The organism is Acidovorax sp. LjRoot129 (assembly GCF_964253765.1).
GTDB lineage: Bacteria > Pseudomonadota > Gammaproteobacteria > Burkholderiales > Burkholderiaceae_C > Acidovorax.
Map to the genome: position 1 here is coordinate 1,635,313 of NZ_CAXUSE020000001.1, position 23,488 is coordinate 1,658,800.

The following is a 23,488-nucleotide window of genomic DNA, read 5'->3' on the forward strand; positions in this document are numbered from 1 at the left end:
TTGTGCTCATTGCATTCAGATACATCCGTAAGCAATAGGTGGGCCAAGCCGCCGGGGTTTTTTGAGTGTGCCCGTCGGCAGGAACACCTGTCCGCGCACGTCGGATGGGCTGCGGAAGGGGGTTAGGAAATAGGTATGCTGGTGCAGGGATGCTGTGTGGGGCACAACATCTGCAAGTCGTGCCCCGCACGACATTCCACAGAGCCCCAGTTGCGTTTTTTGGGGTCCCCGTCTGTAGTCGGCGACCCGGCGCGCGCACCCTGCGCGCGTGGAGCGCTCAGACGGCAGCGCGGCGCGCCAGCGGGACGTCCTGCGATGCCAGCGCCACTCCACGCACCACATCGCCCACCACGATCACCGAAGGGCTGGCCAGCCCCTCGCGCGTGATGGTGGCGTGCAAGGCGCCGAGGGTGGTGATGGCGTGCCGCTGCTGCGGCAGGCTGGCGTGCTGGATGATGGCCACGGGCGTGTGCGCCGGCAGGCCAGTGAGGAGTTCCTGCTCGATGGTGGAGGCACCGCTCACGCCCATGTAGATCACCAGCGTGAGCTTGGCGTCGCGCGCGGTGGCGGCCAGTTGGCGCCAGTCGGTGCCGGCGTCGCCCGGCTTGGCGTGGCCGGTGACAAACACCACGCCGTGTGCATGTTCGCGGTGTGTGAGCGGCGCACCCAGCGAGGTGAGGCCCGCCAGGCCCGAGGTGATTCCGTTGATCACCGTGACGGCCACGCCGGCTGCCCGCAGGTGCTCGACCTCTTCGCCACCGCGCCCAAAGATGAAGGGGTCGCCGCCCTTGAGGCGCACCACGTTTTCACCCTCGTTGACCGCCATGAGCATCAGCTTTTCGATGAAGGCCTGGGGCGTGCTCTTGCAGCCGCCGCGCTTGCCCACGTGCACGATGCGCGCGTTGGGTGAGGCGTGGGCCACGATGTCGTCGCTCACCAAGTCATCCACCAGCAGCACGGTGGCCGCCTGGATGGCCTTCAGTGCCTTGATGGTCAGCAGTTCCGGGTCGCCCGGGCCTGCGCCCACCAGCGTGCAACTGCCCACGCCCGTGCGGGCAGCAAGCGGGTGCGAACCCGACAGGGCGCTGAGAAGGCCGGGCGTATTGGGGGGAAGCTGGGGTGGCGTGGGGCTGCGGCTCATGGCGATGTCTCCGAAACGGTTTGATCTGCGAGACGCAAGATATGTTCCACCTGCCGCTCAATCGCGGGCGGAATCGGCAACTCGCCGGCCAGCACGCGGCGCGTATAGACGGCCGTGGTGGCCACGTCGATTTCGGCGGGCAGGCCGGGTACCTCGCTGGCGGTGCCGGGCTGCTGGGATTCGAGCACCGCGTGGGTGCCGCGCACAAAACCGTCGTAGCGCGGCGTGCGGCGCGGGTCGGTGGCGACCTCGCCCTCCAGCCCGCGCGATAGCAACGCCGTCATGCCCAGCGTGCTGAATGTGGTTTGCAGCATCGCAAAGTATTCGGGGTGCGTGTACGCGGTAACCACCACCGACGGCCCGGCGCACGGGTTCATCAGCTTGACCACGCTGTGCCCCGGGTTGCGCAGCCCCACGACTTCGCGCACTGACAACAGGCGCGCCAAGCCCTCGTGCAAGTGCTGGGTGTGGATGTGGCGCACGGTGCCGTTTGCTATCTTTTCAGGAGCTGTCAGTGCAGGTACATCCAGCGCCAGCAGCACATCCGATGCCAAAATTCGGCGCGCCTCGGTGCGCATGCCATGCAGCAGCACAGGCAGGCCCTTGCGCGCCAGCAGCAGCGCCAGCAGCGGTGTCAGCACCGGCAGCTTGCGCGCGCCGTTGTAGCTGGGCAGCACGATGAGCGGGCGGTCGGTGGCGGGCAGCAGGGCTAGGCGCTGGTGCGTGGCATCGAGAAAGCCGCACATCTCATCAAAGGTTTCGCCCTTGATGCGCATCGCCAGGCAGAACGCGCCGATCTCCAGGTCCGTCACGCCGCCGTCCAGCACCTGGCCGAACAGGTCGGTGGCCTGCTCGCGGGTGAGGGGCTTGGCGCCGCGCGCGCCACGCCCAATTTCCTTGATGTACTGGCTTATGCCCATGGTAATAGTTGGCGGGACTTGTGAAACAGGGCTCCAGCGTCGTTATTTCGGCTTGCCGTACAGGCGTACTGTCTGCGCCGAAAATGCCTAGCTGGAGCCCTGTTGCACAAGTCCTTGTGGGTGATCGAAGAGGGGCTGAGCTGCAATTCTCCTGCAACCCAGACAACTTTTGGTTATATGGCGGCCTGCGCCATGGGTTTGGACGCCAGTGGCCCCGTAGCGCGCACCATGCGCTTGAGTTCTGGGAGGCACGAGCCGCAGTTGGTGCCGCAGCGCAGCTGGCCCTGCAGTTGCGCCAGGCGGTCGTCGTCGGTGCCATGGCAGCGCGACAGCTCGGCAGTGATGGCGGTGTCCGTCACGTTGAAGCAGGTGCACACCGATTTGCCGCGCGACTGCACGGCCACGGGTGCCTTGGCGCCGGGCACCAGCAGCAGGCGGCCGTAGGTTTGCGCGGGCAGCTCTTCCTGCAGCAGGGTCTTGAGCCAGCCTTCGGCGCTGGTGTCGCCCGCCAGCACGATGCCTTCGAGCGTGGTGGCGTCGTCCCGGCGCATCAGCCGTGCGGCCCGGCGCTGCCCGCGCTTCTTGTCGGCGTAGCGCAGCGTGTCGGTGGTGGCCAGGCCCATCAGCGATTCGATGCGCTCCAGCGTGGCGTCTGGCGGGGCCTCGTGCGCCGCGGCGCGCAGCAGCACGCCGACACGCTCGCGGCCGGGTTCGCCTAAAGGCGTGTTGTTGCTGAACGGCACGCAGCTGGCAAAGGGGAACAACGCCATCAGCGCAGACAGTGCCTCGCGTGTGGCCTGGGCGTTGCCGGCGGGCAACCAGGCCATGGCCAGCAAGGTCCAGGGCAGCTCGGCCTTGAGGATCTTCACCGCCGCGTGTTTGAGTTCAGGTTGCTTGGACGTGGGGCAGTAGGCCGACGTGGTGAGCGCGTTCACGCCCGCCAGCCGCTCGCCGGTGGACGACGAGCCGCTCAAGAATTCGCTGCCCCAGTGCATGGCCATGAAGGCCTGCGACAGCCCCACCGTGGTGTCAGCCTGCGCGGGCACCACGATGGTGCCGCGCTTGCTGGTCACGTAGACCAGGTCACCGTTCTTCAGGCCGCGCCGCTCCATGTCCTGCGGGTGCAGCTGCACGCTGGGCTCGGCCACATGGCCGAACAGGCGGCCCAGCGTGCCGGTGCGGGTCATGCCGTGCCACTGGTCGCGCAGGCGGCCGGTGGTCAGGCTGAAGGGGTAGCGCGATTCGCGCGGCTCGGCCACGGGCTTCCACGCGTGGGCTGCAAAGCGGGCGCGGCCATCGGCTGTGGGGTAGACGCCGTCCTCGTACAGGCGGGCCTTGCCGGTGGTGCTGCCCTCAGGCAGCGGCCATTGCTGCGGGCCCTGTGATGTGAGCATCTCCCACGACAGGCCGGTGATGTCCAGGTCGCGCCCGCGGGTGCTTTCGCGGTGCTCTTGCCACACGGTCTCGGCGCCTGCATCGGCGTGGTCCGTGGAATAGGGGAAGAGGGTGGGCACACCCGGGCGCAGCCGGGCCTCGAGCTGCTGCGCAAACTGCACGGCAATCGCCCAGTCGTGGCGGGCCTCGCCGGGTGCGGGCACTGCGGTGCGCACGCGAGAGATGCGGCGTTCGCTGTTGGTCACCGTACCGGTTTTTTCGCCCCAGGTGGTGGCGGGCAGCAGCAGGTCGGCATAGGCGCAGGTGGCGGCCGTGGCAAAGGCCTCCTGCACCACCACAAATTCGGCGCGCTGCAGGGCGCGCCGCACGGTGGCCTGGTCGGGCATGCTTTGCGCGGGGTTGGTGCAGGCAATCCACAGGGCCTTGATCTCGCCATCGGCCGCGGCCTGGAACATCTCCACCGCCGTCTTGCCGGGCTGGCTGGGCACATCGGCCACGCCCCACAGCGCGGCCACTTCCGCGCGATGCTGGGGGTTCGCCAGATCGCGGTGCGCGCTGAGCAAGTTGGCCAGGCCGCCCACTTCGCGCCCGCCCATGGCGTTGGGCTGGCCGGTCAGGCTGAACGGGCCTGCGCCGGGCTTGCCGATCTGCGCGGTGGCCAGGTGCAGGTTGATGAGCGCAGCGTTCTTGGCGGTTCCGCTGCTGCTTTGGTTCAGGCCCTGGCAGTACAGGCTGAGCGTCGCTTTGGAAGTGGCAAACCACTTGGCCGCGGTGGTCAGGTCGGCCACCGAAATGCCACACACCTCGGCCACGCGGTCGGGCGTGTAGTCGCGCACCAGCGCCTTGAGCTCGTCAAAACCCGTGGTGTGTGCCGCGATGTATTCGGCATCGGTCCAGCCCTCCCACAGCATCAGGTGCAGCATGCCGTTGAACAGCATCACGTCGCTGCCGGGCTGGATGGGCAAGAACAGGTCGGCCATGCCGGCCGTGTCGGTGCGGCGCGGGTCGGCCACGATGACCTTCATGCCCGGGTTGGCGGCGCGTGCGTCTTCGATGCGCCTGAACAAAATCGGGTGCGCCCACGCCGCGTTGCTGCCCACGATGAACAGGCATTGCGCGTGCTTGACGTCGTCGTAGCAGGCCGGTGGCGCGTCGGCACCCAGGGTCTGCTTGTAGCCGGCCACCGCGCTGCTCATGCACAGGCGTGAGTTGGTGTCGATGTTGTTGGTGCCGATCAAGCCCTTGGCCAGCTTGTTGAAGACGTAGTAGTCCTCGGTCAGCAACTGGCCGCTGACGTAAAAGCCCACGGCGTCGGGGCCGTGGTTCTGGATGACGTGGGCAAACTTACCGGCCGCCAGGGTCAGGGCCGCGTCCCACGCCAGCGGCTTGGGCGTGTCGGCCCGCTGGGTGCGGTGTTGCGGCTGCAGCAGCCGGGTCTGCAGGGTAATGGGGCTGGTGGCGGTGAGGTGCAGCGTGGAGCCCTTGGTGCACAGCCGCCCGAAGTTGGCCGGATGGTTCGGGTCGCCCCGCACGCCGGTGATCTGCGCGCCATCGCTTTCAATGATCACGCCGCAGCCTACGCCGCAGTAGGGGCAGGTCGATTGGGTTTCTTGCATGCGTGAATTCCAGGTGTTTTAGTGCTCTAGCGCTTGAATAGTAAGCGCTTATAGCTATCAAAATAGTAGCGTTTGTGCGATATGGGCTCGGGGCCGCCTGCTGCGTGCGTTGGGGTCGCGGCAGGTGTTTCAGGCCGCCAGGCCGCGCCGCGCGGGCCCGGCCAGCGGCCGCACCAGATCGACCGCGTGGGTGGCCAGCTCTTCGGTGTTGAGGTACACGGCGCCATCTTCCACCTTCACTGCAAACTTTGGGGTGCAACCTTCATCGGGCGCTGCGGCCTGGCCGTCGCACAGGCCGATGGTCCAGTTGTGCAGCGGGCAGGCCACCTGCGTGCCAAAAACGATGCCCTGCGACAGCGGGCCGCCTTTGTGTGGGCAGCGGTCCAGCAGGGCAAACACGCCGCCTGCGTCATTGCGGAACACGGCCACGTCCAGGCCCTGTGCACGCTCCACGCGGCGCGAGCCCAGCTCGGGGATGTCTTCCACGCGGCAGATGAGCTTCCAGTCGGCGGGGGTGGTCGTGGTCATCGCAAATCCTTGGGTTGTCTTGTTGTTGTCGGCGGGGGCGCTTGGCGTCGGCAGTCAGGCAGAAAGGGCCGCGTACAGCCCGGTCACGCGGTCCATGCTGGAGAGCAGGTTCTCGCTGGCCACAAACACATCAGACACCTTGCGGCCCAGGTTGGTGCCGCCTTGCATGCGCTGCAGTGCGGCATCAAAAAACACCCATTGCCCGTCGGCCAGTTGTAGTTCCTGCCGGATGCGGTTGGTGGCCTGGGGCGCGTTGCGCAGCAGCTCGGTGGCAGCCACAAATTCGCCGCGGGCCTTGGCGATTTCGGCGGTGGCGGTGGCAGCGTCCACCGGCAGCATGGCCGCCAGGTAGAACTTGGCCATGCGCTGGCTCAGCATGCGCTGGCGGCCGGCAATGTTGACGAGCTGACCCACTGCCTTGCCAGACGCTGCTTCGTACTGCGTGGTGCCCTGGTGGGCCAGGGCCAGAACCTTGGCGTCGGCCTGCAGCAGGGCGCTGGCGGCGTCGGGCGATGCGGCGGGGTTTTGCAGCGTGACCTTGTGCGCAACCCAGGCGGCTTCGAGCTTCACATAGGTCTCGCGGATGGCGGTGGACGGTGCAAACCCCCTGAGCTCGCCCAGATTGCGCTCGAACTGCGCGATCGACTGGTCGAGCACCTGGCGTGCCGTGGGCATGTCGGCCTGGTGCGCCAGCGCCAGCCAGGCCTTGCCCACGCGCTGGCTCAGCATGCGCTGGCGCCCGGCCTTGTTGATGGCGTCGTTCAGGTCGGTGATCTCGGCATGCGCCGCGCTGATCGGCGCGAGGCCGAGGGCGACGGCTGCGCTGCCGCAGGCGGTGGCAAGGAGGGTTCTTCGTTGCATGGGGCGGGTTCCGTCGGGGGCTGTGCTGCGGCGCATTCGTTCAAGTTGGGTGCGGTTGGGCGCGGAGGCGATCAGGCGCTCAGCGGCGCAAACTGGCGCGTGTCCACTGCGGCCTTGTCAAACTCGAACCACGGGTCGGGCTCGCCGTCCAGCGCAAACTGCAGCTGCTCCCACAGCGCCTTGCGGCCTTCGTGGTCGTCGAGGATGCGCTTTTTCACGTAGTCCAGGCCCACGCGGTCCACGTAGTGCACGGTGCGCTCCAGGTACCAACCTTCCTGGCGGTACAACTCGCAGAACGCGCCGGTGTACTCCAGCACTTCTTCCGACGTCTTGAGCTTGGTAAAGAAGTGCGCCACCTCGGTCTTGATGCCGCCATTGCCGGCCACGTACATCTCCCAGCCCGAGTCCACGCCGATGATGCCCACGTCCTTGATGCCGGCCTCGGCGCAGTTGCGCGGGCAGCCCGAGACCGCAAACTTGACCTTGTGCGGCGCGTACATGCGCCACATGGCGCGCTCCAGGTCCTTGCCCATCTGCGTGCTGTCCTGCGTGCCCATGCGGCACCACTCACTGCCCACGCAGGTCTTCACGGTGCGCAGGGCCTTGGCGTAGGCGTGGCCGCTGGGCATGCCGATGTCCTTCCACACATTGACCAGGTCTTCCTTCTTCACGCCCAGCAAATCGATGCGCTGGCCGCCCGTGACCTTGACGGTGGGGATCTTGTATTTGTCCACCGCATCGGCAATGCGGCGCAGTTCGTCGGCTGTGGTTTCGCCGCCCCACATGCGCGGGATCACGCTGTAGGTGCCGTCTTTCTGGATGTTGGCGTGGCTGCGTTCGTTGATGAAGCGGCTTTGCGGGTCGTCCTTGGCCTCCTTGGGCCAGGTGCTGATGAGGTAGTAGTTGACCGCGGGGCGGCAGCTGGCGCAGCCGTTGGGCGTCTTCCATTCCAGAACAGAGAACACGTCGGCGATGGTCACCAGCTTGGATGTGCGGATCGCATCGCGCACGGCCTGGTGGCCATGGTCGGTGCAGCCGCACATGGCCTTGGTCTTGGGCGTGGCGCTGTAGTCGCCGCCGGCCGTGAACATCAGGATTTGCTCGACCAGGCCGGTGCACGAGCCGCACGACGCACTGGCCTTGGTGTGCTTTTTGACCTCTTCCAGCGTGAACAAGCCCTTGTCCTTGATGGCCTTGCAGATCGCGCCCTTGGTCACGCCGTTGCAGCCGCAGACTTCGTCGCTGTCCTGCATGGCGGCGGCTTTGCTTTGGCCCTGGTGGCCCGTGTCGCCCAGGTGCGATTCGCCAAACATCAGCTTGTCGCGCAGGTCGGTCACGCTGCGGCCGTCGCGCAGCAGCTTGAAGTACCAGCTGCCGTCCACCGTGTCGCCATACAGGCAGGCGCCCACCAGCTTGTCGTCCTTGATGACCAGTTTTTTGTACACGCCGCCAAAGGGGTCGCTCATCACGATCTCTTCGGTGCCCTCGCCGCCCTGGAAGTCGCCGGCCGAGAACAAATCGATGCCGGTGACCTTGAGCTTGGTGGAGGTCAGCGAGCCCTGGTAGCGGCCGATGCCGAACTCGGCCAGGTGGTTGGCCAGCACCTTGCCCTGCTCGAACAGCGGGGCCACCAGGCCATAGGCGATGCCCCGGTGCGCGGCGCATTCGCCCACGGCGTAGATGCGTGCGTCGGTGGTGGTCTGCAGCGTGTCGCTCACCACGATGCCGCGGTTCACGTGCAGGCGCATCTTTTCAGCCAGCGCGGTGTTGGGGCGGATGCCCACGGCCATTACCACCAGGTCGGCGGGCACCTCGGTGCCGTCCTTGAACTTGATGCCTGCCACGCGCCCGTCGGCATTGCCCACGAGTTCCTGCGTCTGCGCGCCGATCAAGAACTGCATGCCGCGCTGCTGCAGCGAGTCCTGTAGCATCTTGCCCGCCACATCGTCCAGCTGGCGTTCCATGAGCCACGGTGCCACATGCACCACGGTGACCTGCATGCCACGCTTCATGAGGCCGTTGGCAGCCTCCAGGCCCAGCAGGCCGCCGCCGATGACCACGGCGTGTTTGTAGGTGGCTGCTGCGTCGATCATGGCCTGGGTGTCGGCAATGTCGCGGTAGGCCAGCACACCCTTCAAGTCCTTGCCCGGCACAGGCAGGATGAAGGGGTTGGAGCCGGTGGCCATGATCAGGCGGTCGTATTCGGCGGTGATCACATCGCCTGCGGCACTGGTGGCGCTGACCACGCGGCGCACGCGGTCCACGTCGGTCACCGTAAAGCCGGTGTGCAGCGTGATGTGGTTGTCCGCATACCAGGACCAGTCGTTCAGAATGATCTCGTCGATGGTCTGCTCGCCGGCCAGCACGGGTGAGAGCAGGATGCGGTTGTAGTTGGGATGGGGCTCGGCACCGAACACCGTGATGTCATACAGATCGGGGGCAATCTTGAGCAGCTCTTCCAGCGTGCGCACACCGGCCATGCCGTTTCCTACCATCACCAGCTTGAGCTTTTTCATCATGACTCCTTCTGTCCCACCGCCTGGGCAGCGCAAAAAACAAAAAAGGCGTCCACACGATGCAGCTTCGACCGGGATCGAAATCACATGTGGGGACGCCTTTGTCCTGAGAACCTGTTGTTGACCGGTGGTGATCGTGAACAAATTCCTCAACCCCTCCGCGCGCCTTTGCACGGGTGGATTGCGGGACCCGCGAGGGTCGTTGTTTTGTCTAAGCAATGCTTGTGCCAGCCGCGGTGCACTGATGCAGGGCGCGACGCCGCGATGGGGCCGGGCGCGCCCGCGCCGATGCCCGCGAGTTGCGCACGCGCAGCCAGTGCGCGCCCTGGCGGGGCACGGCATGCACCAGCTTGGGCATGAAACCTGCATGGAGCTGGTGCATGAGTTTTGAACTGGACTTTGGCCAATCCTCCGAAGCCGGGCGCAAGGAGCTGAACGAGGACTTCGCCGCGCTGGTGTCGGGGCAGGGCCGCGACCGCGACCGCGGGGCCATCGCCGCCATCGCCGATGGGGTGAGCACTGGCGGCAACGGCCGCGAGGCCGCGCAGACCACGGTCAACACGCTGGTCAACGACTACTTCGCCACGCCCGACACCTGGGACACCACGGTGGCGCTCGACCGCATCCTGAGCGCCCACAACGGCTGGCTCGCGTCCATGAACCGGCGCCGCCAGCCCGCGGTGGGGCTGACCACCGTGACCGCGCTCGTGCTGCGCGGCCAGTCGTACACGCTGGCCCATGTGGGCGACACACGCGCCTATCTTCTGCGCGGCGGGCGGCTGCAGCAGCTCACGGCCGACCATGTCATGTCGCAGCGCGAGTTCTCGCACCAGCTCACCCGCGCCATGGGGCTCGACGACCATGTCGTGGTGGACTACAGCCAGGGCGAACTGCACAGCGGCGACCTCTTTGTGCTGCTGTCCGACGGTGTGCACGGCAGCATCCCCGAGCGCGAGTTGCGCCAGATGCTGCGCCAGGGCGGCGCGGCGCAGGCGCTGTGCGACGAGCTCACGCAGGTGGCGCTGCGCCGCGGCAGCAACGACAACGTGACCGCGCTGATCGTGCGCGTGCAGGGCGTGCAAGAGGCCACGCTGCAGGACGAATCCCGCCGCGCGCAGGACCTGCCGGTGCTGCCGCTCTTGAAGGTCGGCGACCCGGTGGACGGCCTCACGGTGACCGCGCTGGTGGCCGACAGCGGCATCCACCGCATCTACCAGGTGCGCGACCCCGCCAGCCAGCGGCTGTACGCGCTCAAGACCTTGCTGCCGTCGCGCGCGCACGATGCCGAGGAGCGCGCCACGCTGGCACACGAGGCCTGGGTGGCACGCCGCATGCAGTCGGGCCAGGCCGCCACGCACCTTGCGAGGCTGAACGACTGGCCGCCCCACGGCAGCACAGACGCCAGCGTGGACGGTGAGGGCCGCACGCCACCCCAGGCCAGCGCCTTTTACCTGCTGTACGACTGGCATGCGGGCGACACGCTGGGCCAGCGCCTGCGCCGCCGCCAGCCGCTGAGCGTGGCGCAGATCCTGTCCGTCACCGTGCAAGCCGCGCGCGTGCTGGGCTGGCTGCACCGCCAGGGCGTCGTGCACCGGGACATCAAGCCCGACAACCTGCACCTGGGCGACGACGGCGTGCTGCGCGTGCTCGACCTCGGCGTCGCGCTGTCAGGCCGCGAGCCCGAGGCCACGCGCCGGCTGCACGCCGGCACTCCCAGCTACATGAACCCCGAGCAGTGGGCCGGCTACGAACGCAGCAGCGATGGCGAAGGGCGCCTGCCCGACGCGGGCAGCGACCTGTTTGCGCTGGGCGTGACGCTGTACCAGCTGCTCAGCCACGGGCGCCTGCCGTATGGCGAGGTCGTGCCCTACCAGTTGGGCCGCTACCACCGCGACCCGGTGGCCCCCAGCCGCCACAACCCGGGCGTGCCGATCTGGCTTGACCAGATCGCCTTGAAGGCCGTGGCCCGCCAGCGTGCGCAGCGGTTTGAGACGGCAGAAGAACTGCTGCTGGCGCTGGAGCGCGGTGCCTCGCGCCCTTTGGGCTCTGCCGGCCCCCAGCCGCTGATGCAGCGTGACGCTACGGCGCTGTGGAAGATCGCGCTGGCGGTGAGTGTGCTGGTGAACCTGCTGTTGATCTATTGGCTGCTGTTCTTGCCGCGGTGAGCGTTCGCGGCATATTGCTATTAAAAATATAGCTGGTAGCGCTTATGGGATAAGCGCTGGGGCCTTTTTTGGGTCTAAAACACGGCAACAGGGACAGAGGCCCACGGTCGGGCGACGGGTCCTACCGCCCTCTGTGACGCCTATTCAGCCCTGCTCACTGCGTTCAACTTTGCTTCGCAATGTGAGCCTTGATTGAAGAGGCGGAAAGTGAGAAGGCGCACGTGGCGCCTTAACGGCTGCGCCGTTCACGCGCTGCGCGCGCGTCCACCTTTCTAGCGAAAGTGCGGCAAGCGCTGCGCGCTTACATGCTCGCGCATGTCACGCGCTGCGCGCACGACCTCCCTTTTAGCTCCGGCCCACTTCGTTTAACTTTGCTTCGCAAAGTGAGCCTGCGCTGGAAAGTTGGAAAGGCGCTGTGCGCCTTAACGGCTGCGCCGTTCACGCGCTGCGCGCGTGCCCACCCTTTTAGCGAAAGTGCGATCAACGCTGCGCGTTGGCTGGCTGCGCCAGCTCAGGCACTGCGTGCCCGACCACCCTTTTCTGCCCACGTGCGCGTCCAGCGGATCTGCATCACCCGCAGCAGTACCAGCATGGCCAGCGCGCACACCGCGATGCCGACAAAGCCCCACAGGTAGGTGCCGGTGAACTGGCGCGAGACGCCCATGCCGTTGGGGATCAGGCCGCCGCCCAGCGCGCCGATCTCGCCAATCATCGAGCCCGCCACCGCCGTGGTCAGCGGCCAGCGCAGGGGCACCAGCTGGAACAGCGCGCCGTTGCCTGCGCCCAGCGCGGCAAAACACACCAGGAACAGCAGCATCGTGATGGGCAGCGAGTTTTCGGCCAGGCCACACAGCACCATGCTCACCGCGGTGATGGCAAGCACGCCGGTCAGCGTGTTGACGCCGCCCCAGTGGTCCGACAGCCAGCCGCCGAACACCCGCAGCGCTGCACCCAGAAAGGCCGCCATCATCGTCAGCTGGCCGGCCTGCACCTTGCTCACGTTGAACTGGTCATTGAAGTAGCTGGGCAGAAACGTCGTGAGGCCGATGAAGCCGCCAAACGTCACTGCGTAGATCAGGCTGAAGGCCCAGCCGTCTTTCTCGAACAGGCAGGCGACGTGATCGCGGAAGGTGCTGTGGGCCGGCAGGTCGGGTGGCTCCTTGGCGTAGATAGCCATCACCAGCGCGGGGATGGCGACGCTCACGGCGGCAAAGCCGTACACGGCCTGCCAGCCGAACTTTTGCGCCAGCGCGGGCGCCAGCAGGGCCGCCACCGCCGTGCCCACGTTGCCGGCACCCACGATGCCCATGGCCAGGCCCTTGTATCGGGGCGGGAACGAGCCCGAGCCCAGCGACAGCGCTACGCCAAAGCTGGCACCCGCCACGCCCAGCAGCACGCCCATGGCCAGCAGGTCGTTGTAGGTGTGCACAAACAAAAAGCCATAGCCCATGGCGAAGAAGATGCCGGCCATTTCGACCAGCGTGGCGTTCTTGCGCCCGATGTACTGCGCGAGGATGCCCAGCGGAAAGCGCATGAGCGCGCCGGCAAAGATGGGGATCGACAGCATCATGCCCATCTGCGTGGGCGTGAGGTTGAAGGTCTCGCGGATGAACGGCGCCATCGCGCCGTTGATCACCCAGATGGCGCACGAGAAGCCGAAATAGAGAAACGACGACCACAGCGTGGGGGCGTGGCCCGACTTGAGGAACTCTCGGAATTGAAGCATGGCTGTCTTGTGCGAAGAGGCTGCGGCGGCTTTTGGGAGCCACCTGCAACCGGGCCAGAAAAACAAAAAGGCGCCTGCACGGACCACGCAGGCGGCTGAGCCTGTGCATTCCGTGAAGACGCCGACGTCTGTTCGCCCAATCCACCGTTGCACTGGGCTGTACGCAGCCCACTTTGGCCGCAGCTGGGTTCATGCAATGGCTGTGCCAGCTGCGTGCGGTACTGCAGTTTTAGGGTCTGGCAGGGCCCTGGCGCTTGTCCAATCAGCGTAAGGTGCTATCCATTTCGAAGTAAAGGCACTGGCAGTACCTCGAATGGTGCAGTGCAGCGAAACGGCCCGGCATGGCTTTGGTGCAGTGCACTGTTTTGGTGACCTGCCTCGGCACGCGGGCGGGGCCGGGTTGGCCGTGGGGGCGCTGCAAGTGCGCAGCCTGTCGCACCGCACGCTGGCGGCCACCAAGTAGGACGGGTGACGGCTTGCGCGCTCCCCTATCTCCGATTTGCTATCGAAACCAGAGCTGAAAAGTCAATGCCAATAAGCGCCAGAGCGCGAAAACTTCCAAAAATCTGGCCTCACGGCCTTGGCCAGCGGTCTTTACACCTCAGGTGCTTGCCCGCACCGTCAACTCAAACCCCAGGTTCACCGAGTTCTGCTCCGGCACCTCGCCGCGCATCAGGGCCAGCAGCATCTGCGCGCTGGCTTCACCAATCGCCGAGCGCGGGGTGCGCACGGTGGTCAGCGGCGGCAGCATCTGGTCGCTGCCTGCCAGATCGTTGAACCCGGCGATGGCCAGCTGGCCGGGCACCGACAGGCCCAGGCGTTGCGCGGCCAGCACACCGCCCTGGGCCAGGTCGTCGTTGCAAAAGAAGATGGCGTCCACACCCGGGCGGGTGCGCAGCACTTCTTCGAGCAGTTCGGCGCCCAGTCGAATGGAGGAGGGCTGGGAGCTCAGTAGCTCCAGCCGCGGGTCGTACAGGCCGGCCTCCTTCAGGCAGCGGCGGTAGCCTTCGGCGCGCTGCATGGTGCGCGGGTCGAGTTGCGCCGCGACAAAGGCCACATGGCGGCGGCCTTGGGCCAAGAGGTGCGCCGTCATGCTGTGGCCTGCGTCATGCTGCGAAAAGCCCACGCAGTACACGCCGGGTGCAGACGTCATCTCCATCAGGTGCACGCAGGGCACGCCGCTGGCGGCAATCATCTGGCGCGATGCCTCGGTGCGGTCAAAACCGGTGACGAGCAGGCCCGCCGGGCGGTGTGCGAGGTAGGTGCGCAGCAGCTGTTCTTCTTCCTGCGGGTCGTAGTGCGTGACGCCGATCAGCGCCTGGTAGCCGTGCGGGAACAGCGTGCGGTGCACGGCATCCAGCACGTCGACAAACAGCGCGTTGGACAGCAAGGGCACGAGCACCGGTACCTGCACGCTGCGTTGCGAGGCCAGCGCGCGGGCGGCAGGGTCGGGCACATAGCCCAGTTGCGCTGCGGCATCTTTCACGCGCTGCACCAATTCTTGTGCCACACCGCGTTCGCCACGCAGCGCGCGCGATGCGGTGATGGGGCTGACACCTGCAGTGCGGGCGACGTCGCTGAGCGTCATGCGGCCGCTGGAGCGGCGCCGGGATTCTGGTTTGGTCAAGGGTTAACCCGAATTTGAGTGGGCGGTGGATCTGGTTAGGATAGCGCTGTCCAATGGCTTGGGCAACGTGGCTGGCCTTCTTTTTAACCGAAGTCGCTGAAATCCCACCGTAATTTGAGGCATCCCGCAGGGGTGCTTTTTTATGAGATCTTTGGATAGCGCTACCAATATGACTGTTTCGTCGTCGGTGTACCTGGTCGTGATGGGCGTGGCGGGCTGCGGCAAGTCGAGCCTGGGCCTGGCGTTGGCGCAGGCCGAGGGCTTGCCGCTGATTGAAGGGGACGACCACCACAGCCCCACCAGCCGCGAAAAAATGCGCAAAGGTATTGCGCTCACCGACGCGGACCGCGAGGGCTGGCTCGTCACGCTCGGCGAGTTGCTGCAGGCCCATCCCGCGGGCGTGGTGCTGACCTGCTCGGCCCTCAAGCGGGCCTACCGCGACCGCCTGCGCAAGGCCTGCCCGGCGCTGCGTTTTGTGTTTCTGGAGATTGACCGCACGAGCGCCGGCCAGCGTGTGGCAGCCCGCGCGGGCACGCACTTTTTTTCCTCGGCGCTGGTGGACAGCCAGTTCGCCACGCTCGAGTCGCCCGTGGGCGAGGCCGGCGTGCTGCGGCTGGATGCGCTGGCCGAACTCACCACCCTGCAACAGCAGGCTTCGGCCTGGCTTGCCACGACGGAGGCTGCATGAACATGACAACCCCACCGGACCCGTCCGCCCCACCACGCCCCGGCAAGCTGACGCGGATTGCCGAGGCCCTGATGGCCGCCTGCCTGGGCGTGATGGCTGTGGCCGTCTTCGTCAACGTGGTGCTGCGCTACGGCTTTGGCAGTGGCGTGGTCGCCAGCGAAGAGCTCTCGCGCCTGTTGTTCGTCTGGATGGTGTTCATCGGCGCGGCCGCGGCCTACCCCAAGGGCGAACACATGGCGTTCACCACACTGGCCGGCCTGCTTGCCAAGCGTCCTGTGGCCTTTGGCGTACTCACCGCTGCCATCCGCCTGCTGGTGATTGCGGCCTGCGCAATGCTGGCCTGGGGTGCCTGGGCCCAGGTGGTGGTGGGGGTGGACAGCCATTCCGTGGTGCTGGGCTACTCGTCTGCGCTGCTGCCGCTGCCGGCGTTTTTGTGCGCTGTCGCCATTGGTGTGATGGCGCTGGTGGAATTGATTCAACGCACACCGCTGGACCTCGGTCACGGCGCTGAGCTGGAGTGATGGCGATGGGTGCAGAAGCGCAAGCCTTCCTCGTGTTTTCCGTGGGCATGCTCATGCTCATGGCCACGGGCATGAACATGGGCCTGGCCCTGGTGCTGACCGGTGCCGGCATGGCCTGGGTGCTGGATTTCTGGGACGCGCAGCTGCTTGCCCAGAACCTCGTGGCCGGGGTCGACAGCTTTCCGCTGCTGGCCGTGCCGTTCTTCATCCTGGCGGGGGAGCTCATGAACTCGGGCGGCATCAGCCGCCGCATCATCGACATGGCGCAGGCCTGGGTGGGCCACATCCGCGGTGGCCTGGGCTATGTGGCCGTGGGTGCGGCCGTGCTGTTGTCGGCCATGTCGGGATCGGCCCTGGCCGACGCGGCAGCCATGTCGTCCATCTTGTTGCCCATGATGCGCAAGAACGGCTACCCGGTCGATTCCTCCGCCGGCCTCATCGCCGCGGGCAGCGTGATCGGCCCCATCATCCCGCCGTCGATGGCATTCGTGATCTACGGCGTGACCACCAACACCTCGATCTCGGCGCTGTTCATCTCGGGCGTGGTGCCCGGCCTGCTGATGGGCGCGGGCCTGCTCGTTGCCTGGCGCTGGGTGCTGCGCGGCATGGTGCTGCCGCCGGGCCCCGAGCCGCTGCCGATGCGCGAGCGCCTGCGCGCCACGGGCAAGGCGTTCTGGGCGCTGCTGATGCCCGTCATCATCATCGGCGGCATGAAGTCGGGCATCTTCACGCCCACCGAAGCCGCCGTGGTGGCCGCGTTCTATGCGCTGGTGGTGGCCCTCTTCGTGCACCGCGAGATCCGCGTTGTGGAGATCTATGGTGTGCTGGTGCGCGCCGCCAAGACGACATCGATCGTGATGTTCCTGTGCGCCGGCGCCCAGGTGGCCAGCTACATGATCACCCTGGCCGACCTGCCCAGCGTGTTGACCGGATGGCTGGGCCCGCTGGTCGAGAACCCGCGCATGTTGATGACCGTGATGATGATCGTGCTGGTGCTGATCGGCACGGCGCTGGACCTCACGCCCACCATCCTGATCTTTGCGCCGGTGATGCTGCCGATCGCCGTCAAGGCGGGGATCGACCCGGTTTACTTCGGCCTGATGTTCGTGCTCAACGGCTCCATCGGCCTCGTCACGCCGCCCGTGGGCACGGTGCTCAACGTGGTGGCCGGCGTGGGGCGCATCTCCATGCCGACCGTGATCCGCGGGGTCAATCCGTTCTTGCTGACCTACGTCGTGATCATGGCGCTGCTGGTGGTGTTTCCACAGATCGTGACCGCGCCTGTGGCCTGGATGCGCTGATCCCGACCTTCCCTCTTTTTCCTGTGCGTTTGCTTTCTCTCTTTCCCCTTGCCAATCAATGGAGACAACCATGAAAACTTTCCGCCGTACCCTGCTGGCCGCCCTGTCGGTGGCCGCCCTTGCTGCTTCGTTCCAGGTCGCTGCCCAGGACTTCAAGCCGCGCATCATCCGTTTTGGCTATGGCCTCAATGAAGTGTCCAACCAGGGCCGCGCGTCCAAGCTCTTTGCCGAAGAAGTCGAGAAGGCCTCGGGCGGCAAGATGAAGGTGCGCGCCATCGGCGCCGCCGCGCTGGGCTCGGACGTGCAGATGCAGCAGGCGCTGATCGGCGGTGCGCAGGAGATGATGGTCGGCTCCACCGCCACGCTGGTCGGCATCACCAAGGAAATGGCGATCTGGGATACGCCCTTCCTGTTCAACAACGCCAAGGAGGCTGACGTCGTGCTCGACGGGCCCGTCGGCCAGAAGGTGATGGACAAGCTGCAAGAAAAAGGCCTCGTGGGCCTGGTGTATTGGGAGAATGGTTTTCGCAACCTGACCAACAGCAAGCGCCCCGTTACCAAGCTCGAAGACATGAACGGCATCAAGCTGCGCGTGATGCAGAACAACGTCTTCCTCGACAGCTTCAAGACCCTGGGTGCCAACGCCGTGCCGCTGCCGTTCTCCGAGCTGTTCTCGGCACTGGAGACCAACACGGTGGACGGCCAGGAGAACCCTTACAACACCATCCTGTCGAGCAAGTTCTATGAGGTACAGAAGTACCTAACTGTGACCAACCACGTCTACAGCCCCTGGATCGTGCTGGTCAGCAAGAAGTACTGGGACGGCTTGTCGAAAGCTGAGCAGAAGGTGCTGCTCGACGCTGCCAAGAAGAGCCGCGACTTCGAACGCCAGGACACCCGCGATGAGGCCAACAAGGCCCTGGCCGAGCTCAAGGGCAAGGGCATGCAAGTCAACGAACTGTCCCCCGCCGAAGCCAACCGCATGCGCGAAAAGCTGGGTGCGGTGAACACCAGCATCGCTGCCAATGTGGGTGAAAGCCTGTGGAAGGAAGTGCAGGGCGCAGTGGCTGCCGCGCGAGGTGGGAAGTAGCCACAGGGGCGCGGCCGGGGGGTTGGGGCCATCTGTGCTCGGCCCCGCGTGTGGCTTCAAGTCATTGTGAAAGATCGGCCCGCCACAAAGCGCCTTGCAAGGTGCGTTGGGGCTCGGTCTCGTGCTGCACCAGCCAATGCAGGCCATCGCTGGAGATGGCCTGCAGGTTGAAGTCGCTCACCGGCGGGGTGAGTTCCTGCAGCCGCAGCGGGCTGCTTTGCAGGTCGATGCGGTACAGATGGCTGTTGACTTGCAGGCCCAGCCAGCGGCCGTTGGTGGAGAACGCAACCTGCTGCTGGCCGGTTCTCCGATTGGTGGGCGGTCTTGTGTAGGGGGCATGTGCCAGCGTGGCTACCTGCTTCATTTCCGGACTCTTGAAGATCTTGATGGAGTTGTGGTTGAGATACACGAGCCAGGAGCCGTCGGGCGACACAACGGGCTGGTCTGGGGGCAACTCGGCTGTCGCGACAGGCTCCGGATGACCGCATGGCAGCTCGGCACATGGGTAGGGTTCGTTGTCAGGGTTCTTGGCAAACGCTTCCCGCGCGAACGGAAGCGCGAAAAGCTTGCGGTCAGACCATTCAGACATGCCTAAAAGACGCGTCCCGCTGGAATGCACCATTAGCCAGCGTCCTTGGGGGTCGAGCGTAGGGGTCAGCCGTCGGGCATCGCCAAACGGCATGATGAAGGCCCGACCTGTGGCCATCTCGCACACGGCCAGCGGCTTGGGCGGCTGTGGGCCCGTGGGTGCCAGCTGATTGGCGAACCAGCTGTCGGTGAAAGCGGCGTTTGATAACCAGCCCACGCGTGGAAACTGGCACACGCTGCGTTTTTCCTGCAGATCGTAGACGTCACTGACTGCGCCGTAGTAGTTGGGCGTGAAGTCATCCTCGCCTGGCCGCGGTCCGTTGCGCACGGCATACCGGCCGTTGGGACTCAGGAGGTCTGCCTTGCTGCCAATGCCCTGCCCCAAATCGGCAGTGATCCAGCCGTGCCTGCCGCCATTGATGTAGTGGAGTTGGCCGTTGGGACTGAATAGCAGTTGACTCAAGCCCAGCAGGGGGGCCCTCGGGATGCGTATCAAGCGCTTGAGCGGCTGGGTGCTCCACAACTCCAGCCCATTGACATCCCGGTGTGCAACTCGATCCCCCGTGGGCGAGAAAACTAGTTGTTCACTTCCTCCGTCACCGCCCAAGCTGCCGACTGGCTCCAATCGCACGGATCGGGTGCTGACTTCGGTGGTGTTGCCTGAAACGGCGGCAGGCTGAACCGCGTGGGCGGACCCGGGGACTGCGGCCTGCAGGCAAGCGGTGGTCAATACGGCTAAAGCGACGGCACTTGCGCGGGGGCGTCGCGCTGTGTGCGGCAGTGGATGCTCGGAAGTGCAGCAGGTATAGGGCATGGATCGATCTGGCTTAGGCGTGAACACCGTCCAAGGCTGGCAGGCGACCTGGTGCAGACAGCTCAAAGAGCCCCCGCGCAGCCCATCAGCGGCAGGTTCACGGGATGGATGAAAAGGCGATGCCTCCGTGGAAGCACTTGAGGAAGTGCGACAAGTGGGGCAATGCTTTGGTCGTGGCGAGTCCTTGGGCTTCGTTGCCCCAGGTGAACACGCGCGCCTGGATGGACGCAGTTTCCAGATCGGGTTTGTTGGTCTTGGTATAGCCGTTGATGGGGCGGCCGTTGACCATGATGGGCCCGTTCAATACCACCCAGTGATTCTTGTAGGTGCTTCCCCCGGCCCCTTGGAACATGGCAGCGGACACCAGCATCACTACCCAACCGCTCGCTTGGTAGGGAGCGAGGTCCAGCAATTCGTTCCAGTCCGCGCACGGGATGATTTCGTTGGTGTTGTCGAGCAATGTGGTAGCGCCTGCCGCGTTGAACCAACCCTGCATATATTTGGGGCGCGTGATCGCCGACACCGTCGCACTCGGGTGGTCGTAGTCTGCAAATGGGTTCAGGTCGGGACTGTCGTTGCGCAAACTCGCCATGCTGATCCAATCCACCGCATTGATGTCGGCAGCGCCCGGTATCGTTGTCTGCGAATTCGGGGCCAAGGTTTCCGCAGTGGTCTTCACCTGCGCGCTGGGCTGGACGCTCCGTTTGCCCAAGGTGGCAGGCCGGCCGGCCCACAGGTCGATGATGTGGTTGACGTAAAGGTCGGGCCGGTCCTGGATCAGGCAGAACATGAAGGCTGCCGGGCCGCACAAGCTGGTTTGGCCCTGCGACGGCCAAGTGGTGCTCCCCCCGCTCACCCGCACGCCCAACTGGTCGGCCAATTCCACGTTGTTCACGCCCCAGGCTTTGTACCCGTCAAATTGGCGGGTATTGCGGAGTTGGTTAATAAGTGCGGTGGCTGTAGACAGCGCGGCAGCGTTGATCATGAAACGTCGAGTTGAATTGAAGAGCAGACCGCGCTATTGCTTTGTCCGCGAATGGACTGGCGTGCAGAAATTCTATGGGCGGTAGGCAGAGGTGCAGATGTAAGGTTCTGTTTCCCGGTGGTGGTCCGCAAGGCGTTGACGAGCGACCAAAAAGAGAAAAGCCGGAGCCCTCTTCAGGGCTCCGGCTTGGATCGGAGTGGCGACTGCGAGACAGCCGCCATTTCTCAGACGACGCTGATTACATCGAGCCGATTTCGCCCGAAGGGATCTGGCCGGTGCGCAGGGCTTCAGCCGCCTGGGCACGCACGGCGGCGCGGTCGGCGGTGGACTTGTAGGTCACGACGCGCGAACCTGCTGGCTCGGTGCTGCGGGTCTGTGCCACGGTGGCGCCTTCGGCTTGCACTTCGGCGCGGGTGCGGTTGGTTTCGAACTTGGTGGCGAACTGCGAAGCGTCGGCTTCGTCAGCCTGGGCGCCAAAAGAAGCAAAAGCAGCAACGGCGGCGATGGAGAGGAAACGTGCGGTGTTGTTCATGGTGAAACTCCTGTGAAATTCAAAAATTGGGATGTGGTGCAAGGGTGCAGGCTGAGAAAGCTGGGACTCAAAAAGAATCAACCGCCTTCAGCAGGGCCCACGCGGCCGGTGCGCATGGCTTGGGCGGCAGCCTCGGCGCGCACTGCAGCGCGGTCGGCTGTGGACTTGTAGGTCACCACGCGGGAGCCGGCGGGCTCCTGGCTGCGCATCTGGACAGCGTTGGAGGCTTCGGCAACCACTTCAGCGCGGGTACGGCTGGTTTCGAATTGGGTGGCAAATTGCGAAGCATCGGCTTCGTCGGCTTGGGCACCGAAAGAAGCAAAAGCGGCAACAGCGGCGATGGAGAGGAAGCGTGCAGTGTTGTTCATGATGAAGGTCCTTTGAATAAATAAAGCGTCTCAAGAAAGCCGGGAAAAGGCGGAACAGCGAAAGATGCCAACTGCCAGATCCCGGGTTCGGTGAGTCGCCTTGCGGGTTCGGCTCATCGATGGGATGAACTGTACGCCGGTGACGTCCAGAGAAAAACTGCCTGGTCGCAAACTAACTATTCCAGTATTGGAAACAATCAGACTGCTCTTTCCTGAATTGCGTGAAGCGTTTTGGGTTAGCTCCACCGCTGCCTTGCGGCCCAGGTCACCTGGCGTTGAACTCTTGGGAAGTGCGTTGAACATGGGCTCTATCGTGCCCATCGGTGCGTTTGGCGTCGTCTCGTCGCGGTTTCGGTTCTTTTCAGTTTGTTTCGCTCCGGACCGAATGCAACAGACACGAAACAACTACGGGTGCGAATGGGCCACAAAGCGCGGCAAATCGGGCTTGCGCGGGTTGCGCTGGCCGGGGTTATGGGCTGAAATCAGTGGCATCTATTCCATGTCTCAGAGGGAGGTTCTCATGACCGTCGTCTCCAAAATTCTTCAGAGCAAGCCTGACGCCACCGTGCAGACCATCGCGCCGGGCTCCTCGGTGTTCGAGGCCCTGAAGCTCATGTCCGACAAGGGCATCGGCGCCTTGGTCGTCACGGAAGGCCCCACCATCGTGGGCATCTTCACCGAGCGGGACTACGCGCGAAAGATTGCGCTCATGGGCCGCACGTCGTCGATCACCCAGGTGCGCGACGTGATGACCACCGCCGTGTTGTTCGTGCGGCCGGACCAGACCAGCGAGCAGTGCATGCAGCTCATGAGCACCAACCGGCTGCGCCACTTGCCGGTGGTCGAGGATGGCGCCCTGGTCGGCATGATCTCGATTGGCGACTTGGTCAAGGACATCATCTCGGAGCAGAAATTCATCATTGAGCAGCTGGAGCAGTACATCAGCGGCGCGCGGTGACGCTGTAGGGGAGTCCCAGGGGTCCCCGCGACGGGGCGCAGCAGCGTCGCGAAGTGGTGTTGTGTTGTGAATGCGCGCGATATCTATAAAGGCTACCGCTGCATTTCACTCACGTTTCGGTCCAATGCCGCAGTGCACCCGTGCCGTTACGCTCGAGCAGAGACCCAAATAAAAATGGGGGCTGACTTCGCAAGTCAGCCCCCATTTCTTGTCTGCTGTGCATCCACGCGCGCAAGCCATGATGCGCTGGCGCGTGCTCCCCGCGCTACCGCCGCTACGACGATTTCAGGCCGCCTTCTCCACGTGCCCCTGGCGCGTGTACAGAAAATCGATCACGGCCTTGCGGTAGTGCACGTAGCGCGGGTCTTCGGCCAGCTCCACGCGGCGGCGGGGGCGGGGCAGATCGACGGACAACACCTCGCCAATCGTGGCTGCGGGGCCGTTGGTCATCATCACGATCTTGTCGCACAGCAGCACGGCCTCGTCCACGTCGTGCGTCACCATGACGACGGTGCTTTGCGTGCGGGCGACGATCTCCAGCAGCTCGTCCTGCAGCTTGGCGCGGGTGAGGGCGTCGAGAGCGCCAAAGGGCTCGTCCATCAGCAGCACTTGCGGTTCCATCGACAGGGCGCGGGCGATGCCCACGCGCTGCTTCATGCCGCCCGAGATTTCACCTGGGCGCTTTTGGCCCGCGGGCGTCAGGCCGACCAATGCCAGGGCGGCGTCGGTGCGGGCTTTGAGTTGCGCCTTGTTCTCCTTGCCCCCAAACACACGTTCCACCGCCAGGTAGATGTTGTCAAAGCAGGTGAGCCACGGCAACAGCGAGTGGTTCTGGAAGACCACAGCCCGCTCGGGCCCGGGCCCGCTGATCTCCTTGTTGGCGCAGATCAGCGCACCATTGGTGGGCGTGGTCAGGCCAGCGATCAGGTTCAGCAAGGTGGACTTGCCGCAGCCCGAGTGGCCGATCAGCGCCACGAACTCGCCCTTGGCGATGGTCAGGTTGATGTCGCGCAGCGCGGGGAACATGCCCTTGGCGGTCTTGAAGGTCTGCTCGACGCCCTGGACCTGGATGAATTTGGTAGTGAGAGATGTGTTCATGAGGAACTCCTGGTTTTTTACGAGGACCACGTGGAACCGGCTTTGCCGGG

20 protein-coding genes are annotated in these 23,488 nt (G+C 65.2%); 6 read left to right on the top strand and 14 right to left on the bottom strand.

The window, feature by feature from the left end; all coding sequences use genetic code 11:
* Window positions 1–277: 277 nt before the first annotated feature.
* From cobA to nirB, 6 genes are all read right to left on the bottom strand, one after another.
* A complete protein-coding gene (cobA, locus tag ACSQ3Q_RS07510) occupies window positions 278–1,141 on the bottom strand; it encodes a uroporphyrinogen-III C-methyltransferase (protein WP_436133777.1) in 864 nt (287 codons plus the stop codon).
* Window positions 1,138–2,061, bottom strand: a complete 924-nt coding sequence (ybiB, locus tag ACSQ3Q_RS07515) for a DNA-binding protein YbiB (RefSeq protein ID WP_436133778.1) — start codon at window positions 2,059–2,061, stop codon at window positions 1,138–1,140. Before ybiB ends, cobA begins: the two co-directional genes overlap by 4 nt.
* A 173-nt stretch (window positions 2,062–2,234) precedes the next feature.
* Window positions 2,235–5,072, bottom strand: a complete 2,838-nt coding sequence (locus ACSQ3Q_RS07520) for a nitrate reductase (protein ID WP_436133779.1) — start codon at window positions 5,070–5,072, stop codon at window positions 2,235–2,237.
* 129 nt (window positions 5,073–5,201) lie between these two features.
* Window positions 5,202–5,600: a nitrite reductase small subunit NirD gene (nirD, locus tag ACSQ3Q_RS07525; RefSeq protein WP_436133780.1), complete on the bottom strand. Its 399-nt coding sequence runs from the start codon at window positions 5,598–5,600 to the stop codon at window positions 5,202–5,204.
* A gap of 54 nt (window positions 5,601–5,654) precedes the next feature.
* A complete protein-coding gene (locus ACSQ3Q_RS07530) occupies window positions 5,655–6,461 on the bottom strand; it encodes a type IV pili methyl-accepting chemotaxis transducer N-terminal domain-containing protein (protein ID WP_436133781.1) in 807 nt (268 codons plus the stop codon).
* Window positions 6,462–6,532: 71 nt separating this feature from the next.
* Window positions 6,533–8,977, bottom strand: a complete 2,445-nt coding sequence (gene nirB / locus ACSQ3Q_RS07535; RefSeq protein WP_436133782.1) for a nitrite reductase large subunit NirB — start codon at window positions 8,975–8,977, stop codon at window positions 6,533–6,535.
* 380 nt (window positions 8,978–9,357) lie between these two features.
* Here nirB and ACSQ3Q_RS07540 point away from each other — a divergent pair, with 380 nt between their 5' ends.
* On the top strand, window positions 9,358–11,142 hold the full coding sequence (locus tag ACSQ3Q_RS07540) for a protein kinase domain-containing protein (protein WP_436133783.1): 1,785 nt from the start codon (window positions 9,358–9,360) through the stop codon (window positions 11,140–11,142).
* 511 nt (window positions 11,143–11,653) lie between these two features.
* Here ACSQ3Q_RS07540 and ACSQ3Q_RS07545 read toward each other — a convergent pair.
* Together ACSQ3Q_RS07545 and ACSQ3Q_RS07550 are read right to left on the bottom strand one after the other, a co-directional pair.
* Complete coding sequence (locus tag ACSQ3Q_RS07545; protein WP_436133784.1) at window positions 11,654–12,868, bottom strand: MFS transporter; 1,215 nt, start codon at window positions 12,866–12,868, stop codon at window positions 11,654–11,656.
* A 601-nt stretch (window positions 12,869–13,469) separates the two neighbouring features.
* Window positions 13,470–14,456, bottom strand: a complete 987-nt coding sequence (locus ACSQ3Q_RS07550; RefSeq protein WP_436136957.1) for a LacI family DNA-binding transcriptional regulator — start codon at window positions 14,454–14,456, stop codon at window positions 13,470–13,472.
* Between the two features lie 241 nt (window positions 14,457–14,697).
* Between ACSQ3Q_RS07550 and ACSQ3Q_RS07555 the strand changes: the two genes are divergently transcribed.
* The 4 genes from ACSQ3Q_RS07555 (at window position 14,698) to ACSQ3Q_RS07570 (ending at window position 18,095) form a co-directional block, all read left to right on the top strand.
* Window positions 14,698–15,183, top strand: a complete 486-nt coding sequence (locus ACSQ3Q_RS07555; protein ID WP_436136958.1) for a gluconokinase — start codon at window positions 14,698–14,700, stop codon at window positions 15,181–15,183.
* A 2-nt stretch (window positions 15,184–15,185) separates the two neighbouring features.
* The gene (locus tag ACSQ3Q_RS07560; RefSeq protein ID WP_436136959.1) at window positions 15,186–15,704 is read left to right on the top strand and encodes a TRAP transporter small permease subunit; all 519 of its coding nucleotides are present in this window, start codon (window positions 15,186–15,188) and stop codon (window positions 15,702–15,704) included.
* 5 nt (window positions 15,705–15,709) lie between these two features.
* Complete coding sequence (locus ACSQ3Q_RS07565) at window positions 15,710–17,005, top strand: TRAP transporter large permease (protein ID WP_436133785.1); 1,296 nt, start codon at window positions 15,710–15,712, stop codon at window positions 17,003–17,005.
* Window positions 17,006–17,075: 70 nt separating this feature from the next.
* Window positions 17,076–18,095: a TRAP transporter substrate-binding protein gene (locus tag ACSQ3Q_RS07570; RefSeq protein ID WP_436133786.1), complete on the top strand. Its 1,020-nt coding sequence runs from the start codon at window positions 17,076–17,078 to the stop codon at window positions 18,093–18,095.
* A gap of 61 nt (window positions 18,096–18,156) precedes the next feature.
* Here the strand turns inward: ACSQ3Q_RS07570 and ACSQ3Q_RS07575 are convergent, their stop codons facing one another.
* From ACSQ3Q_RS07575 to ACSQ3Q_RS07595, 5 genes are all read right to left on the bottom strand, one after another.
* A complete protein-coding gene (locus tag ACSQ3Q_RS07575; RefSeq protein ID WP_436133787.1) occupies window positions 18,157–19,146 on the bottom strand; it encodes a hypothetical protein in 990 nt (329 codons plus the stop codon).
* A 448-nt stretch (window positions 19,147–19,594) separates the two neighbouring features.
* Window positions 19,595–20,482 carry a hypothetical protein gene (locus ACSQ3Q_RS07580; RefSeq protein ID WP_436133788.1) on the bottom strand — a complete coding sequence of 296 codons (888 nt, stop codon included), beginning with the start codon at window positions 20,480–20,482 and terminating at the stop codon, window positions 19,595–19,597.
* Between the two features lie 238 nt (window positions 20,483–20,720).
* Window positions 20,721–21,014, bottom strand: a complete 294-nt coding sequence (locus ACSQ3Q_RS07585) for a DUF4148 domain-containing protein (RefSeq protein WP_436133789.1) — start codon at window positions 21,012–21,014, stop codon at window positions 20,721–20,723.
* Between the two features lie 77 nt (window positions 21,015–21,091).
* Window positions 21,092–21,382: a DUF4148 domain-containing protein gene (locus ACSQ3Q_RS07590; RefSeq protein ID WP_436133790.1), complete on the bottom strand. Its 291-nt coding sequence runs from the start codon at window positions 21,380–21,382 to the stop codon at window positions 21,092–21,094.
* Between the two features lie 30 nt (window positions 21,383–21,412).
* Window positions 21,413–21,685, bottom strand: coding sequence for a hypothetical protein (locus ACSQ3Q_RS07595; RefSeq protein WP_436133791.1), 273 nt, complete (start codon window positions 21,683–21,685; stop codon window positions 21,413–21,415).
* Window positions 21,686–21,902: 217 nt separating this feature from the next.
* Here ACSQ3Q_RS07595 and ACSQ3Q_RS07600 point away from each other — a divergent pair, with 217 nt between their 5' ends.
* The gene (locus tag ACSQ3Q_RS07600) at window positions 21,903–22,340 is read left to right on the top strand and encodes a CBS domain-containing protein (protein ID WP_436133792.1); all 438 of its coding nucleotides are present in this window, start codon (window positions 21,903–21,905) and stop codon (window positions 22,338–22,340) included.
* Between the two features lie 285 nt (window positions 22,341–22,625).
* Here the strand turns inward: ACSQ3Q_RS07600 and ACSQ3Q_RS07605 are convergent, their stop codons facing one another.
* Window positions 22,626–23,438, bottom strand: a complete 813-nt coding sequence (locus ACSQ3Q_RS07605) for an ABC transporter ATP-binding protein (protein ID WP_436133793.1) — start codon at window positions 23,436–23,438, stop codon at window positions 22,626–22,628.
* Window positions 23,439–23,488: the final 50 nt, after the last annotated feature.

Bases quoted from the DNA above. Each gene is read 5' to 3' on its own strand.
- ACSQ3Q_RS07550 (WP_436136957.1), bottom strand. From the start codon at position 14,456: ATGACGCTCAGCGACGTCGCCCGCACTGCAGGTGTCAGCCCCATCACC.
- ACSQ3Q_RS07520 (WP_436133779.1), bottom strand. From the start codon at position 5,072: ATGCAAGAAACCCAATCGACCTGCCCCTACTGCGGCGTAGGCTGCGGC.
- ACSQ3Q_RS07580 (WP_436133788.1), bottom strand. From the start codon at position 20,482: ATGATCAACGCTGCCGCGCTGTCTACAGCCACCGCACTTATTAACCAA.
- ACSQ3Q_RS07590 (WP_436133790.1), bottom strand. From the start codon at position 21,382: ATGAACAACACTGCACGCTTCCTCTCCATCGCCGCTGTTGCCGCTTTT.
- ACSQ3Q_RS07595 (WP_436133791.1), bottom strand. From the start codon at position 21,685: ATGTTCAACGCACTTCCCAAGAGTTCAACGCCAGGTGACCTGGGCCGC.
- ACSQ3Q_RS07600 (WP_436133792.1), top strand. From the start codon at position 21,903: ATGACCGTCGTCTCCAAAATTCTTCAGAGCAAGCCTGACGCCACCGTG.
- ACSQ3Q_RS07530 (WP_436133781.1), bottom strand. From the start codon at position 6,461: ATGCAACGAAGAACCCTCCTTGCCACCGCCTGCGGCAGCGCAGCCGTC.
- ACSQ3Q_RS07565 (WP_436133785.1), top strand. From the start codon at position 15,710: ATGGGTGCAGAAGCGCAAGCCTTCCTCGTGTTTTCCGTGGGCATGCTC.
- ACSQ3Q_RS07605 (WP_436133793.1), bottom strand. From the start codon at position 23,438: ATGAACACATCTCTCACTACCAAATTCATCCAGGTCCAGGGCGTCGAG.
- nirD (WP_436133780.1), bottom strand. From the start codon at position 5,600: ATGACCACGACCACCCCCGCCGACTGGAAGCTCATCTGCCGCGTGGAA.
- cobA (WP_436133777.1), bottom strand. From the start codon at position 1,141: ATGAGCCGCAGCCCCACGCCACCCCAGCTTCCCCCCAATACGCCCGGC.
- ACSQ3Q_RS07570 (WP_436133786.1), top strand. From the start codon at position 17,076: ATGAAAACTTTCCGCCGTACCCTGCTGGCCGCCCTGTCGGTGGCCGCC.
- ACSQ3Q_RS07585 (WP_436133789.1), bottom strand. From the start codon at position 21,014: ATGAACAACACCGCACGTTTCCTCTCCATCGCCGCCGTTGCTGCTTTT.
- nirB (WP_436133782.1), bottom strand. From the start codon at position 8,977: ATGAAAAAGCTCAAGCTGGTGATGGTAGGAAACGGCATGGCCGGTGTG.
- ybiB (WP_436133778.1), bottom strand. From the start codon at position 2,061: ATGGGCATAAGCCAGTACATCAAGGAAATTGGGCGTGGCGCGCGCGGC.
- ACSQ3Q_RS07545 (WP_436133784.1), bottom strand. From the start codon at position 12,868: ATGCTTCAATTCCGAGAGTTCCTCAAGTCGGGCCACGCCCCCACGCTG.
- ACSQ3Q_RS07560 (WP_436136959.1), top strand. From the start codon at position 15,186: ATGACAACCCCACCGGACCCGTCCGCCCCACCACGCCCCGGCAAGCTG.
- ACSQ3Q_RS07555 (WP_436136958.1), top strand. From the start codon at position 14,698: ATGGGCGTGGCGGGCTGCGGCAAGTCGAGCCTGGGCCTGGCGTTGGCG.
- ACSQ3Q_RS07540 (WP_436133783.1), top strand. From the start codon at position 9,358: ATGAGTTTTGAACTGGACTTTGGCCAATCCTCCGAAGCCGGGCGCAAG.